Origin of the sequence: Streptomyces sp. NPDC060198 (assembly GCF_042728415.1) — a bacterium.
GTDB lineage: Bacteria > Actinomycetota > Actinomycetes > Streptomycetales > Streptomycetaceae > Streptomyces.
On record NZ_JBHWZJ010000054.1, the window covers coordinates 1 to 13,707 of the forward strand.

The 13,707-nt window shown below is 71.6% G+C and carries 11 protein-coding genes; 2 read left to right on the plus strand and 9 right to left on the minus strand.

Going from position 1 to position 13,707, the window contains the following annotated elements; genetic code table 11:
* Positions 1–48: 48 nt before the first annotated feature.
* From ilvC to ACFWEP_RS10290, 5 genes are all read right to left on the minus strand, one after another.
* Positions 49–1,047 (minus strand): ketol-acid reductoisomerase, encoded by a 999-nt coding sequence (ilvC, locus tag ACFWEP_RS10270; protein WP_387368461.1) that lies wholly within the window; start codon positions 1,045–1,047, stop codon positions 49–51.
* A 137-nt stretch (positions 1,048–1,184) separates the two neighbouring features.
* The gene (gene ilvN, locus ACFWEP_RS10275; protein WP_328719255.1) at positions 1,185–1,712 is read right to left on the minus strand and encodes an acetolactate synthase small subunit; all 528 of its coding nucleotides are present in this window, start codon (positions 1,710–1,712) and stop codon (positions 1,185–1,187) included.
* A 20-nt stretch (positions 1,713–1,732) separates the two neighbouring features.
* On the minus strand, positions 1,733–3,589 hold the full coding sequence (locus ACFWEP_RS10280; RefSeq protein ID WP_387368464.1) for an acetolactate synthase large subunit: 1,857 nt from the start codon (positions 3,587–3,589) through the stop codon (positions 1,733–1,735).
* A gap of 202 nt (positions 3,590–3,791) precedes the next feature.
* The gene (locus ACFWEP_RS10285; RefSeq protein WP_387368466.1) at positions 3,792–6,623 is read right to left on the minus strand and encodes a putative bifunctional diguanylate cyclase/phosphodiesterase; all 2,832 of its coding nucleotides are present in this window, start codon (positions 6,621–6,623) and stop codon (positions 3,792–3,794) included.
* A gap of 353 nt (positions 6,624–6,976) precedes the next feature.
* On the minus strand, positions 6,977–7,927 hold the full coding sequence (locus tag ACFWEP_RS10290) for a 2-hydroxyacid dehydrogenase (RefSeq protein WP_387368468.1): 951 nt from the start codon (positions 7,925–7,927) through the stop codon (positions 6,977–6,979).
* 172 nt (positions 7,928–8,099) lie between these two features.
* Here ACFWEP_RS10290 and ACFWEP_RS10295 point away from each other — a divergent pair, with 172 nt between their 5' ends.
* Together ACFWEP_RS10295 and ACFWEP_RS10300 are read left to right on the plus strand one after the other, a co-directional pair.
* Positions 8,100–9,092, plus strand: a complete 993-nt coding sequence (locus tag ACFWEP_RS10295) for an aldo/keto reductase (RefSeq protein WP_387368469.1) — start codon at positions 8,100–8,102, stop codon at positions 9,090–9,092.
* Positions 9,093–9,448: 356 nt separating this feature from the next.
* Positions 9,449–10,609 carry a PQQ-dependent sugar dehydrogenase gene (locus ACFWEP_RS10300; protein ID WP_387368487.1) on the plus strand — a complete coding sequence of 387 codons (1,161 nt, stop codon included), beginning with the start codon at positions 9,449–9,451 and terminating at the stop codon, positions 10,607–10,609.
* 37 nt (positions 10,610–10,646) lie between these two features.
* Here ACFWEP_RS10300 and ACFWEP_RS10305 read toward each other — a convergent pair whose 3' ends face one another.
* The 4 genes from ACFWEP_RS10305 to ACFWEP_RS10320 all read right to left on the minus strand — a co-directional run bounded on the left by ACFWEP_RS10305 (position 10,647) and on the right by ACFWEP_RS10320 (position 13,658).
* Entirely contained in the window at positions 10,647–11,291 is a 645-nt protein-coding gene (locus ACFWEP_RS10305; RefSeq protein WP_387368470.1) for a hypothetical protein, read from the minus strand.
* Positions 11,292–11,363: 72 nt separating this feature from the next.
* Positions 11,364–11,918: a GNAT family N-acetyltransferase gene (locus ACFWEP_RS10310; RefSeq protein WP_387368471.1), complete on the minus strand. Its 555-nt coding sequence runs from the start codon at positions 11,916–11,918 to the stop codon at positions 11,364–11,366.
* Positions 11,906–12,361, minus strand: a complete 456-nt coding sequence (locus tag ACFWEP_RS10315; RefSeq protein ID WP_387368473.1) for a signal peptidase I — start codon at positions 12,359–12,361, stop codon at positions 11,906–11,908. The genes ACFWEP_RS10310 and ACFWEP_RS10315 overlap by 13 nt, the downstream gene beginning before the upstream one ends.
* Before the next feature lie 37 nt (positions 12,362–12,398).
* Entirely contained in the window at positions 12,399–13,658 is a 1,260-nt protein-coding gene (locus ACFWEP_RS10320) for an SLC13 family permease (RefSeq protein ID WP_387368488.1), read from the minus strand.
* Positions 13,659–13,707: the final 49 nt, after the last annotated feature.

The window sequence follows — 13,707 nt, forward strand, 5'->3', positions numbered from 1 at the left end:
GGCGGGTCCCCCCTCGTGCGGGCGGGACCCGTCCGGCGGCCGGGAGGCTTACGCCTCGTCGTTCACCCAGCTCATGAGCTTGCGGAGCTCACGGCCGGTGGTCTCCAGCAGGTGGTCGCTGTCGGCCTTCTTGTACTCGTTGTACTTGGGCAGACCGTTGTGGTACTCGGCCATCCAGTTCTTGGCGAAGGTGCCGTCCTGGATCTCGGCGAGGACCTTCTTCATCTCGGCCTTGGTGGCGTCCGTGATGATGCGCGGGCCGGTGACGTAGTCGCCCCACTCGGCGGTCTCCGAGATGGACCAGCGCATCTTCTCCAGGCCGCCCTCGTACATGAGGTCCACGATGAGCTTCAGCTCGTGGAGGCACTCGAAGTACGCGATCTCCGGCTGGTAGCCGGCCTCGGTCAGGGTCTCGAAACCGGCCTTGACCAGGGCGGCGGTGCCACCGCAGAGGACGGCCTGCTCACCGAAGAGGTCGGTCTCGGTCTCTTCCTTGAAGGTCGTCTTGATGACGCCGGCGCGGGTGCCGCCGATGCCCTTCGCGTAGGAGAGCGCCAGCTCCAGGCCCTTGCCCGAGGGGTCCTGCTCGACGGCCACGATGCAGGGGACGCCGCGGCCCTCTTCGTACTGGCGGCGGACCAGGTGACCCGGGCCCTTGGGGGCGACCATGCAGACGTCGACGTTGGCCGGCGGCTTGATGAAGTCGAAGCGGATGTTCAGGCCGTGTCCGAAGAACAGCGCGTCGCCGTCCTTGAGGTTGTCCTTGATGGACTCCTCGTAGACCTGGGCCTGGATCGGGTCCGGCACGAGGATCATGATGACGTCGGCCTCGGCCGCGGCCTCGGCCGGGGTCACCACGCGCAGACCCTGCTCCTCGGCCTTGGCCTTGGACTTGGAGCCCTCGTGCAGACCGACGCGGACGTCGACGCCGGAGTCGCGCAGCGACAGCGCGTGGGCGTGGCCCTGGCTGCCGTAGCCGATGACCGCGACCTTGCGGCCCTGGATGATGGACAGGTCTGCGTCGGCGTCGTAGAACAGCTCGGCCACTGGTGTTTCTCCTTGGTGTGCAGGTGTTGCGTCCCACCGTACGGCGGGGGGCGCCGTGTACGTTCTCCGGTCTCGCCATCCGAGCGGCGAGACGGGGGCGGAGGGTCCGGGCTACGCGCCGCGGTCCCTCCGCGGGGTCATGCGGTGCGGTCGAGAGCGCGCAGGGATCGGTCGGTGATCGAGCGCGCGCCGCGCCCTATGGCGATGGTGCCCGACTGGACGAGCTCCTTGATGCCGTACTGCTCCAGCATCTTGAGCATCGCCGTCAGCTTCTCGGCACCTCCGGTCGCCTCGATCGTGACCGCCTCCGGGGAGACGTCGACGGTCTTGGCGCGGAACAGCTGGACGATCTCGACGATCTGCGAGCGGGTTTCGTTGTCCGCACGGACCTTCACCAGGACGAGCTCGCGCTGGATCGCAGCGCCGGGCTCCAGTTCGACGATCTTCAGGACGTTGACCAGCTTGTTGAGCTGCTTGGTCACCTGCTCCAGGGGCAGGTCCTCGACATTGACCACGATGGTGATGCGGGAGATGTCGGGGTGTTCGGTGGTCCCGACGGCGAGCGAGTCGATGTTGAACCCGCGCCGGGAGAAGAGGGCGGTGATCCGGGCGAGGACACCGGGCTTGTTCTCGACGAGAACGGAGAGCGTGTGCTTGGTGGACATGGAGTCGGTCTCTCTGTCTCTCAGTCGTCTTCGTTGTCGCCGAAGTCGGGGCGGACACCGCGGGCGGCCATGACCTCGTCGTTGGAGGTGCCGGCGGCGACCATCGGCCACACCATGGCGTCCTCGTGGACGATGAAGTCGATGACGACCGGGCGGTCGTTGATGGCGTTGGCCTCTTCGATGACCTTGTCCAGGTCTGCGGGGTCCTCGCAGCGGATGGCGTAGCAGCCCATCGCCTCGGAGAGCTTGACGAAGTCAGGCACCCGGGTGCCCCGCTGCGGGACGCCGTCGGTGTCCGCTCCGCCGCTCAGCACGGTGTTGGAGTACCGCTGGTTGTAGAAGAGGGTCTGCCACTGGCGGACCATCCCGAGGACGCCGTTGTTGATGATGGCGACCTTGATCGGGATGTTGTTCAGGGCGCAGGTGGTGAGTTCCTGGTTGGTCATCTGGAAGCAGCCGTCGCCGTCGATGGCCCAGACGGGAGCGTCCGGCCGGCCGACCTTGGCGCCCATCGCGGCCGGGACCGCGTAACCCATCGTCCCGGCGCCGCCGCTGTTGAGCCAGGTGGCGGGCTGCTCGTACTGGATGAAGTGCGAGGCCCACATCTGGTGCTGGCCGACGCCCGCGGCGAAGATCGTTCCCTCGGGGGCGAGTTCACCGATGCGCTGGATGACCTGCTGCGGGGAGAGGCTGCCGTCCTCGGGCATGTCGTAACCGAGGGGGTAGGTCTCGCGCCAGCGGTTGAGGTCCTTCCACCAGGCGCTGTAGTCGCCGGTGTTGCCCTCGGTGTGCTCCGCCTGGACCGCCTGGATCAGATCGGCGATGACCTCGCGGGCGTCGCCCACGATCGGCACGTCGGCGAGGCGGTTCTTGCCGATCTCGGCCGGGTCGATGTCGGCGTGCACGATCTTGGCGTAGGGGGCGAAGCTGTCCAGCTTGCCGGTGACGCGGTCGTCGAAGCGGGCGCCGAGGGCGACGATCAGGTCGGCCTTCTGCAGCGCGGTGACGGCGGTGACCGAACCGTGCATGCCGGGCATGCCCACGTGCAGCGGGTGGCTGTCGGGGAAGGAACCCAGCGCCATCAGGGTGGTGGTGACCGGGGCTCCGGTGAGCTCGGCGAGGACCTTCAGCTCGGCCGTGGCACCGGCCTTCATCACGCCGCCGCCGACGTACAGCACCGGGCGCTTGGCCTGGGTGATGAGACGGGCGGCCTCGCGGATCTGCTTGGCGTGGGGCTTGGTGACCGGGCGGTAGCCCGGGAGGTCCTGGGTGGGCGGCCAGCTGAAGGTGGTCTGCGCCTGGAGAGCGTCCTTGGCGATGTCGACGAGAACGGGGCCCGGACGGCCGCTGGAGGCGATGTGGAAGGCCTCGGCGATGGTGTGCGGGATGTCGTCTGCGTTGGTCACCAGGAAGTTGTGCTTGGTGATCGGCATGGTGATGCCGCAGATGTCGGCTTCCTGGAAGGCGTCCGTGCCGATGGACGCGGTGACGACCTGCCCGGTGATCGCGACGATCGGCACGGAGTCCATGTGCGCGTCGGCGATCGGGGTCACCAGGTTGGTGGCGCCGGGGCCCGAAGTTGCCATGCACACGCCGACCTTGCCAGTGGCGAGGGCGTACCCCGAGGCGGCGTGGCCCGCACCCTGCTCGTGCCGCACCAGGACGTGGCGGACCCGGGTGGAGTCCATCAGCGGGTCGTAGGCGGGGAGAATACAGCCGCCGGGAAGGCCGAATACCGTGTCGGCGCCGACTTCTTCGAGAGAACGGATGAGGGACTGCGCGCCCGTGACGTGCTCAACGATGGCGGACGGCTGTCCGCCGTTACGGGACCGCGACTGGGGGTGGTGGGCCCCGGTGGCCTGCTCGGTCATCGGCATTCTCTTCTCGAGGCTGAGGGTTTTGCGGGGTTTTGGGGAGTGCCAGTGCAACAAAAAACCCCTCGTGCCGTGAGGCAAGCGAGGGGAGCGCGCCGGTGCGGTAAGCGGAGTGTCGTGTGACTCCGCTTCAGCCGACGCGCTTTCCAAGTACGAGAATTCGGGTGCGCATGGCATTGACCCTCTCTCCGGCACGGCGGCCGTGTCAAGCGGGTGGGACGGACGTCTCATCATGTGAGCCGCCCAACCGGGGTGGCGAACCCCCGGCGAGAACCGGCTGAGCTGCCGGTACGCCGGGTACGGGGAAGTGCCCGCGCCGCAGCGCGTGGCGCAGGCGGTACTCGTCCAGCGGCCCCGAGAAGGCCGTCCCCTGGCCGTGGGTGCACCCCATGGCCCGCAGCGCGAGCACCTGCTCCGGGACGTCCACGCCGTCCGCCACCGACTGCATCCCGAGATCGCAGGCGATCCGCAGCAGCCCGCTGGTGATCTTGTGCAGACGGGCCGACTCCACCACACCCTCGACCAGACCCCGGTCGAGTTTGAGTACGTCGATGGGGAGGCGGCGCAGCGCGTTGATGGCGGCGTACCCGCTGCCGAAGCCGTCGAGCGCGATGCGCACACCGAGACGGCGCAGCGCCACGAGACGGCGTTCGAGTTCGTCGAAGGAGATCCGGGGGTCGCTGTCGCCCACTTCGATCATCAGGGCGCCGGAGGGCAGGCCGTGCCGGGTCAGCAGCGCCTCGACCGAGCCGAACGGAAGGGCGTTGTCCAGCAGCCGCCCGGCGGAGAGCCGTACGGACACGGAGACCGGGTACCCGGCCCTGGTGCGCTCGGCGGCCTGCTGGACGGCTTCCTCCAGGAGCCAGCGGCCGAGCTCGGCGGTGCGGTCGCCGTCGTCGGCGGTACGCAGGAACTCGGCGGGGGTGAAGAGGATGCCCTGGGCGGAACGCCAGCGGGCCTGGGCGGCCACCGCGGCGACGGTGCCGGTGGCGAGGTGCACCACGGGCTGGTGGAGCAGGGCGAACTCGCCGTCCCGCAGGGCGGTGCGCAGCCGGACCGCGAGCTCGGAGCGGCGCACCACGTCGGCCTGCATCTGGGGGGCGTACAGCTCGACCCGGTCCTTGCCGGCGGCCTTGGCGCGGTACATCGCGAGGTCGGCGTTGCGCATCAGGTCGTTGGGGGTGATCCCGGGCTCGGTGAAGGCGACACCGATGGAGGCCGCCACCCTCACCTCGCCGGGGCCGATGAGGTAGGGCTGGGAGAGGGTGAGGCGCAGCCGGTCCGCGATCTCATGGACCTGGTACTCCCGGGCGGCCTGGTCGCGGGTACCGTCGCCGAGGATCAGCGCGGCGAACTCGTCGCCGCCGAGGCGGGCGGCGGTGTCCCCGGCCCGGACGGAGTCGGCGAGCCGCTGGGCGGCTTGGACGAGGAGTTCGTCGCCCGCCTGGTGTCCGATGGTGTCGTTGACGGCTTTGAAGCCGTCGAGGTCGATGAAGAGCACGGCGGTGCCGAGGTCGCCCGCGCGCCTTCCGCCGAGTGCCTGGCGCACCCGGGTCGTGAAGAGCGCCCGGTTGGGCAGGTCGGTGAGCGGGTCGTGTTCGGCGTTGTGCTGCAACTGGGCCTGGAGGCGGACGCGTTCCGTGACGTCGCGACTGTTGAGCAGGAGGCCGCCGTGGTGGCGGTTGACGGTGGACTCGACGTTGAGCCAGTCCCCGGCGCCCGACCGGAAGCGGCACTCGATCCGGGTGGTGGGCTCCTCGACGGGGTGGGCGGCGAGGAAGCGCCGCACCTGGTGGACGACTCTGCCGCGGTCGTCGGGGTGGATGATCGAGATGAGTTCGGCTTCGAGCAGGTCTTCCGCCGGGCAGCCGTACACCCCGGCCGCCGCCGGACTGACGTAGCGGAGCTTGCCGTTGGCGTCGGCGATCATGATGACGTCGCTGGAGCCCTGGACCAGGGAGCGGAAGTGGTTCTCCTGCTGGGCGAGTTCCTGGGTGAGGGTGAGGTTGTCCAGCAGCATGATCGCCTGGCGCAGCACGAGGGCCAGCACGACCGCGCAGCCGGTGAAGACCACCACGGCGTCGACCCGGCGGCCTTCGACGACGTTGTAGAGGATGCCGAGGGTGCAGACGGCGGCGGCGAGGTAGGGCGTGAGCGCGGCCAGCGATCCGGCGATCGGGCGGCTGGTGGCGCGCCCCGCCCGGCCGGGGCGTTCGGCGAACTCGGGATGCCCGGCCGTGTGCCGTACGCCCCAGGGCGCGTACGCGAGCAGGAGCGAGCCGGCGAACCAGCCCGCGTCGAGGAGCTGCCCCGAGTGGTAGGTCGAGCGGAGCAGCGGCGAGGTGAACAGGGCGTCGCTGACGACGGTCAGGGCGAGTCCGGCGATGGCGGTGTTGACCGCGGAGCGGTTGGCGTTGTTCTGCCGGAAGTGCAGGGCCAGGACCATCGAGACGAGCACGATGTCGAGCAGCGGATAGGCCAGCGAGAGTGCGGCGCGGGCGACGCTCTCCCCCTCACCGACGACGTCGGTGGTGTGGGCGAGGGCGAGGCTCCAGGAGAGGGTGAGCAGCGATCCGCCGATCAGCCAGCTGTCGAGCACCAGACAGAACCAGCCGGCGCGGTTGACGGGGCGCTTGGCGAGCACCAGGAGTCCGATGATCGCGGGGGGCGCGAAGCAGAGGAAGAAGAAGTCGGCGGCGGAGAGCGGGGGCACGTGTCCGTCGAGGACGACTTCGTACCAGCCCCAGACGGCGTTGCCGCAGGCGGCCATCGCGGAGGAGAACGAGAAGAGCAGCCAGGCGGCCCGGGCGGGCCGGCCTGCCGCGCCCGCGTACAGGAAGCAGGAGACGGAGGCGATGAGGGCCGCCAGGCTGAGGCCGAAGTCGCCCATGAAGAGCGCCAGTCGGGTCGATCCCCAGCCGACGGCGGCTCCGACGGCGTACCCCGCGCAGACGAGGGCGAGCAGGACTTGGGGCAGCACCCTCGCGCGGGCGGACGCGGCCGTCCGGCGGGAGAGCGATGCGTCCAGGGCGCTCACCGGACGGCCCCTGGGTCCGGGGCGGTCCGCCGCACGGCTCCGTGCGGCGCCGGCACACCCCGGCCCACCGGCACGCGGCGCGGCACCGGTCGCGACGGCAGGCGGCTGCCCGGCAGCGCTCCCGTCGAAGACCGCTGCCGCCGGTTCGGCGTCCGTCCGTCCCGCTTTTGGCCGCACATCGCCCACTGCCCCCTCGCGTCCAGCTGCCCGCCCCGCCGCCGTCCTTCCACGGCGCAGCCCCCGCCTCTGGACGATACACCAGACTCGTCACGCAAAGCCATACTTCCTCTACTCTCCGTGACGACCTGGGGTGTTGTGCGTACAGGGCGCGACAACACGGCTCCGGACCGCTGTCAGCCGGTGGTGTGCACGACGTTGAGAACGGGCTCCCCGGCGGCGAATCGGGTCAACTGGCCGGCGATCAGCCGCTTGGCGCGCGGCAGGAACGCGGAGGTGCTGCCACCCACGTGCGGACTGATCAGGACGTGGGGAGCGTGCCAGAGCGGATGACCCGCCGGCAGCGGTTCCGGGTCGGTGACGTCGAGCGCGGCCCGCAGGCGCCCCGACTCCAGTTCGACCAGCAGTGCCTTGGTGTCCACGACGGGGCCCCGGGCGATGTTCACCAGCAGTGCGCCGTCCGGCATCGCGGCGAGGAACGCCGCGTCCACCAGACCACGCGTGGACGGGTTCAGCGGGGTGGAAAGGATCACCACGTCGGCCTGCGGGAGCAGCTCGGGCAGTCGGTCAAGGGCGTGCACCGGCCCGCGCTCGGTGGTACGGGGGGTGCGCGCGACGCGCGCGATCCGCGCGCACTCGAAGGGCGCGAGCCGGTCCTCGACGGCCGCACCGATCGAGCCGTAGCCCACGATGAGCACGGACTTGTCGGCGAGCGCCGGATAGAAGCCGGAGCGCCACTCCTCGGCGTCCTGGCCCCGCACGAAGCCCGGGACGTCCCGGAGCGAGGCCAGTATCAGCGTGAGCGCGAGTTCGGCGGTGGAAGCCTCGTGCACGCCCTTGGCGTTGCAGAGGCGCACACCGGCGGGGAACCCCGCGAGGGCGGGCTCCACGTGGTCGGTGCCGGCCGAAAGGGTCTGCACGACCTGTACCGAGCGCATCAGGGGGATCGGACGGACGGAGGCTTCGGGTCCCTTCATGTACGGCACCACGTAGAAGGCGCACTGCGCCGGGTCGGCCGGGAACTCGGCTCCACCGTCCCAGAAGTGGTAGTCGAGGCCCTCGGGGAGCCCGGTCATCGAGTCGGCGGGGAGGGGAAGCCACACGTCGGCGCGGGTCGTGGAAGTCATGCTCCCGAGGCTATGCGAAGGCGTCCGGGACGCCGCGGCGAGGCGTTCCGGCACCCGCGGACGACGCCTTCGCCCCGAGCCGCGTGACGCGACCTGCTGATCCACTCCCTATCGTGGGACGAGCACGGGGCGGGCCCTGGGCGGTGACACGACCTGGGGAGGGTTCGGGGAGTTGGAGCGCAGGACGATCGGTGGGGCGGCGCTCGCCGTGGGCGCGGTGGGGCTGGGCTGCATGACGATGAGTTGGGGCTACAGCGCGTCACAACGGCTCGGCGAACGCTCGGTGCGTACGGTGCACGCGGCCCTGGACGCGGGGGTCCGGCTGCTCGACACGGCGGACATGTACGGCCCGTTCACCAACGAGCTTCTTGTCGGCCGGGCGTTGAAGGGGCGCCGGGACGACGCCTTCATCTCCACCAAGTGCGGTCTGCTGGTGGGGGATCAGCACATCGTCGCCAACGGTCGCGCCGGGTACGTGCGCAGGGCCTGCGACGCCTCGCTGAGACGGTTGCAGACCGATGTGATCGACCTGTACCAGCTGCACCGCGCCGATCCGGAGGTGCCGGTGGAGGAGACATGGGGCGCGATGGCGGAGCTGGTGACGGCCGGAAAGGTGCGGGCGCTGGGGCTCTGCGCCGTGGGCGCGCTGGTGCCGCGGCGGTCCCGGGCGGGACTGCACGACGCGACGATCCGGCAGCTGGAGCGGGTGCAGCAGGTCTTCCCGGTCAGCGCGGTCGAGGCGGAGCTGTCGGTGTGGTCCCCGGAGGCGCTGGTGTCCCTGCTGCCCTGGTGCACCGCGCGCGGGGTGGGGCTGCTGGCCGCGATGCCGCTGGGCAGCGGTTACCTCACGGGCACCCTGAAGCCGGGGCAGGGCTTCGAACCGGACGACCCCCGGGCCCGGCACCCCCGGTTCACGGCCGAGATGATGGCCGCGAACCAGCCGGTGGTGGCCGGGCTGCGCCGGGTCGCGCAGCGGCACGGGGCGACGCCCGCGCAGGTGGCGCTGGCGTGGGTGCTGCGGCAGGGCCCGCACGTGGTGCCGGTGCCGGGCGCCAAGCGGGAGGAGTGGGCGGTGGAGAACGCCGGGGCCGCCGCACTGGCGCTCACCGACCGCGATCTCGCGGAGATCGCCGCGCTCCCGCCGGCCCTCGGGTCCTGGGACTGACGGCCCCTACCGTCATCGAGGGGCGAGGGGCGAGGGCGACCGCGGAGTGGACGATGTCGCGCCGCGGCGAGGGGGCGACCACGGAGTGGCCGGTCCAGCGCCGCGGCGAGGGCGGCAGCGGTCGGCCGATGCCCCGCCGGGGGCCCGGCCCACCGGGAGGCCGGCGAGGGAGCGACCTGCCTTCTGGCCGCGATGCCCGGATACGGGGCGCCGGTACGGGCACCATGGGCGGGGGCGGTCCGCGGACGGGCGGCCCGGGAGCGGATGAGGGGGCCCGGCGGGCCCGGGGAAGGATCGGTTCTGTGCGCGGTTCGGTGTTCGGATCAGTACGTGTCACCGGGGCACGCGGCCCGGCGGTGGCTCTCCTCGCGGCGGCGGCCCTGGCGCTGACGGCCGGCTGTTCGTCGTCCGCGGACCCGGGAGGACCGGGGACCCCCGGCGCCACCGGCCCCACCGGGGCCGCCTCGCCGTCCGCCTCCCCCTCCCCCACGGTCTCGCTGCCGCCCGCCGAAGGGTCGGCGAAGATCGTCCTTACCCTCACCACCGGCCTGGCCTCCCCCTGGGGGCTCGCGGTGCTGCCGGGTGGCGACCTGCTGGTCTCCTCCCGGGACGAGGGCACGGTGACCCGGGTGGACGCCGAGACCGGGAAGAAGACGCTCCTGGGGTCCGTCCCCGGGGTGTCGCCCGCCGGGGAGGGCGGGCTGCTGGGGCTGGCCGTCTCCGCGACGTACGGTGCCGACCACCAGGTGTACGCGTACTTCACGACCGAGTCCGACAACCGCATCGCCCGGATGGTGTACGACGAACAGCGGCCCGCCGGTGAGCAGTTGGGGGCGCCGGACACGATCCTGCGCGGTATCCCGAAGGGCGCGATCCACAACGGCGGCCGGATCGCGTTCGGTCCGGACCGGATGCTGTACGCGGGCACCGGCGAGACCGGCGACGACGGGCTGGCTCAGGACGAGGACTCGCTGGCGGGCAAGATCCTGCGGATGACCCCGGACGGGGAGCCGGTGCACGGCAATCCGGAGGCGGACTCGGTGGTCTACTCGCCCGGCCACCGCAATGTGCAGGGCCTCGCCTGGGACGGCGAGAAGCGGCTGTGGGCCTCGGAGTTCGGCCAGGACACCTGGGACGAGCTGAACATGATCGAGCCGGGCGGCAACTACGGCTGGCCCGACGTGGAGGGCATCGCGCCGGAGGGTGCGGGCGGCGACTTCATCGACCCGGTCGCCCAGTGGAAGACGGCCGAGGCGTCGCCCAGCGGCATCGCGTACGCGAAGGGCTCGATCTGGATGGCGGGTCTGCGCGGCGAGCGGCTCTGGCGGATTCCGCTGACCGGCTCGGCGAAGGAGCCCCTGGCGAAACCCCAGGCATTCCTGGAAGGGACGTACGGCAGGCTGCGGACGGTGGTCGCGGCGGGCGGCGACAAGCTGTGGGTGGTGACGGGCAACACCGACGGACGCGGCGACCCGAAGCCGGGCGACGACCGCATCCTGCTGGTGGAGGTCGGATAGTGACCGGATCCCCGGATCCGGTCACCACCCGGGAGCCTCAGGCGCTGGGCAGTCCGACGATCAGGTCGAAGAACATGGCGATCGAGAGGACCAGCCCGATCGCGCCGAGCACCACGCCGCCGAGGGCGACGGAGCGGATCCAGGACGGCTGCGGCTTCGCGGACGGCGCCCCGAAGGCGGGCCGCACCAGCACGTAGACGCCGACCAGCAGGGCGAGGATCGCGAAGATGCCGTTCACGAGGGCGGTGGTGTGCCAGGAGTCGCCGTAGATCTCGGCGATCTGCTGGGCGGCACTGCCACCGCTGGAGGTCTTGATCTGGCCGATCAGGGTCTCGCGCTCGGAGGCGACCTTTCCGGTCCAGCCCCCGACCAGGCCGACGACACCGAGGGCGGCCGACACGACGGCACCGGCACCGGCACCGACGCCCCGGGAGGCGTCGTCGTCCCCGTCGTCTTCCAGGTCCTCGTGCAGATCCTCGTCCAGGTCCTCGAAGCCGTCCGGCTCGTCGGACCCGTCGGTCTTGCGCAGGGCGTCCGGCACGGACGGCCCGTTCTTCTCCCCGGTGGCCGGGGAGCCGCCCGGCGCCACCGCGTCGGCGGCGTCGGACGTGGGCGGCTGCTGCTCCTCGCCGGCGTCTTCGGCGGCAGGGACGGTAGAGGTCTTGGCGGTGGAGGTGTTCATGCGCCGCACGCTAGGTGCCCTGTATGAGAACCCTCTTAACGTCACGGCCCGCCGGACGCCGTCACGGCAGGCTCACGCCCGCGCGGCCCGCCATTCCGGGGCGAGGACCGACCAGATCTCGGTGTCGTGACGCTCACCGTGATACGGGTAACTCTCCCGCATCACCCCGTCGCGGGTCATGCCGAGCCGGCGGGCCACGGCGATGGACCGGGCGTTCCCGGAGGAGACGTGCCACTCGATCCGGTGCATGGACCGGACGTCCACGGCCCAGTCGACGAGCAGGTGGACGGCGCGTGTCACCAGTCCGCGTCCGGCGGCGTCCGGCTCCAGCCAGCAGCCCACCTCGCAGTTGCCCTCTTCCGCGTCGAAGATCCGGAACATCACGCCGCCGACGAGAACGCCGTCCAGCCGGATGCCGTACAGCCGTCCGGTGTCGGCAGCCTGCTGGTCCGCGTACCGCTGGAGCAGGGCGCGGGCGGAGGGCAGGTCGGTGGCCCTCGACGCGAACGGGATCCAGGGGTCGAGGGCCGGGCGGGCACGGTCCATGTGGGCCAGGAACTCCTCGGCCTGCCAGACCTCCAGCGGGCAGAGTTCGGCCCCGTCCTCACCCAGACTCACAGCGAACATGCGGCTCCTTCGTCGTCGGTACGCGCAGCGGACATAGTCGCACAAACGTCCACTTCCGAGCCCGGCCCGCGTACACCGGCGTCGGGCACCGCGTAACCGGGCACCGAAGGCCACCGGACCGTCAGCACGACCGACTCCTCCTCCGCGAACCAGGAGTGGTCGACGCCGTGGCCCCAGACCACGTAGTCGCCCTGACGCGACAGCACCACGTCCCGGCCGGGCAGCTCCACCCGGAACCGCCCGCTGACGAGCACCAGCAGCGCCGTACGCTCCTCGCCCCGCACCCACTGGGCCCGCTCGTCGCCGCGCGGGTGGACGCCCCACTTGATCTCGACGTCCTCGCTGTGACGGGGGTCCGCGGCGTCCTTGAAGTGCCCGAGAATCCATCCCCGGTCCAGCGCCGCGTCCGCTCCGGCGTTGCCCACGTACACGTTCTCGCTCATGCGTACGAGGCTAAGGGCTGTCCCCGGGGTGGCTTGCTCACACCCCGATCAGGTGCAGCGACCCCCACAGCGCGACCGTGGAGACGGCGAGCGTGGCGGGGACGGTCAGCAGGCCGAGCCGGGTGAAGTGGCCGAGGTCGGGCGGGGAGTCGTGGGCGTGCAGGATGCGACGCCACAGCAGGGTGGCCAGCGAGCCGACGTACGTGAGGTTCGGTCCGAGGTTGACACCGATCAGCGCGGCGAGCAGCGGTCCGGGGCCGGCCGCCGCGACGACCGGCAGCAGCGCGAGGATCGCGGGGAGGTTGTTGATCAGGTTGGCCAGCACGGCGGCGACGGCCGCGACGGCCAGCAGGGCGGTCAGCGAGGAGCCGTCGGGGAGCACCTTGCCGATGCCGTCGCCGAGCCCGTGGTCCACGACGGCCTTGACCACGACGCCGAGGGCGAGCACGAAGAGGCAGAACGGCACGTTCGCGGAGTGCAGCAGCCGCAACGGTGTGGTCCTGCGCTGCCCCAGCGCGCGTACCCCGAGCACCAGGGCGCCGGCCAGCGCCGCCCAGAGGGGTTCCGCGCCCGCGAAGGAGGTGACGACGAAGCCCAGCAGGGTCAGCACCAGCACCACCAGGGTGAAGACGGGCACCTCGGTGCGTTCGGCCTCCGGGTCCGGCGCGTGGGCGCCGGCCGCCAGGTCCTCGGCGAAGACCCGGCGGAAGACGACGTACTCGACGGCGATGGCGGCCAGCCAGGGCAGTGTCATCAGCGCGGCGAACCGGGTGAAGGAGAGTCCGCTCGCGGTGAAGGCGAGGAGGTTGGTGAGGTTGGAGACGGGCAGCAGCAGCGACGCCGAGTTCGCCAGGTGCGCGCAGGCGTAGACGTACGGGCGCGGGCGGGCGCCCACCCGGGCGGCGGTGGCGAAGACGACGGGGGTCAGGAGTACGACCGTGGCGTCCAGCGAGAGCACGGCGGTGATGACCGAGGCCACCACGAACACCCCGCCGAGCAGCGGTACGGTACGGCCCCCGCAGATCCGGGCGACCAGGTCGCCGGCGGCCGTGAAGAGCCCCTCGTCGGCGCAGAGCTGGGCGAGCACGAGGATCGCGGCGAGGAATCCGACGACCGGCAGCAGGTCTGCGGTCTGCTCGCGCGCCTCGCTGAGCGGTACGGCTCCGATCACCACCACGAGCACGGCGGCGGGCACGGCCAGCACGGCCTCGGGCAGCCCGCGCGGGCGGACGACCGCGAACGCCAGGACCGCGAGGAGGACGGCGACGGAGACGGTCGCGGCGAGCACGGTGTTCAGCGGACCCTCCGGGGCCGACGGGCCCGCCACCGGGGCGGGCACGGGAAAC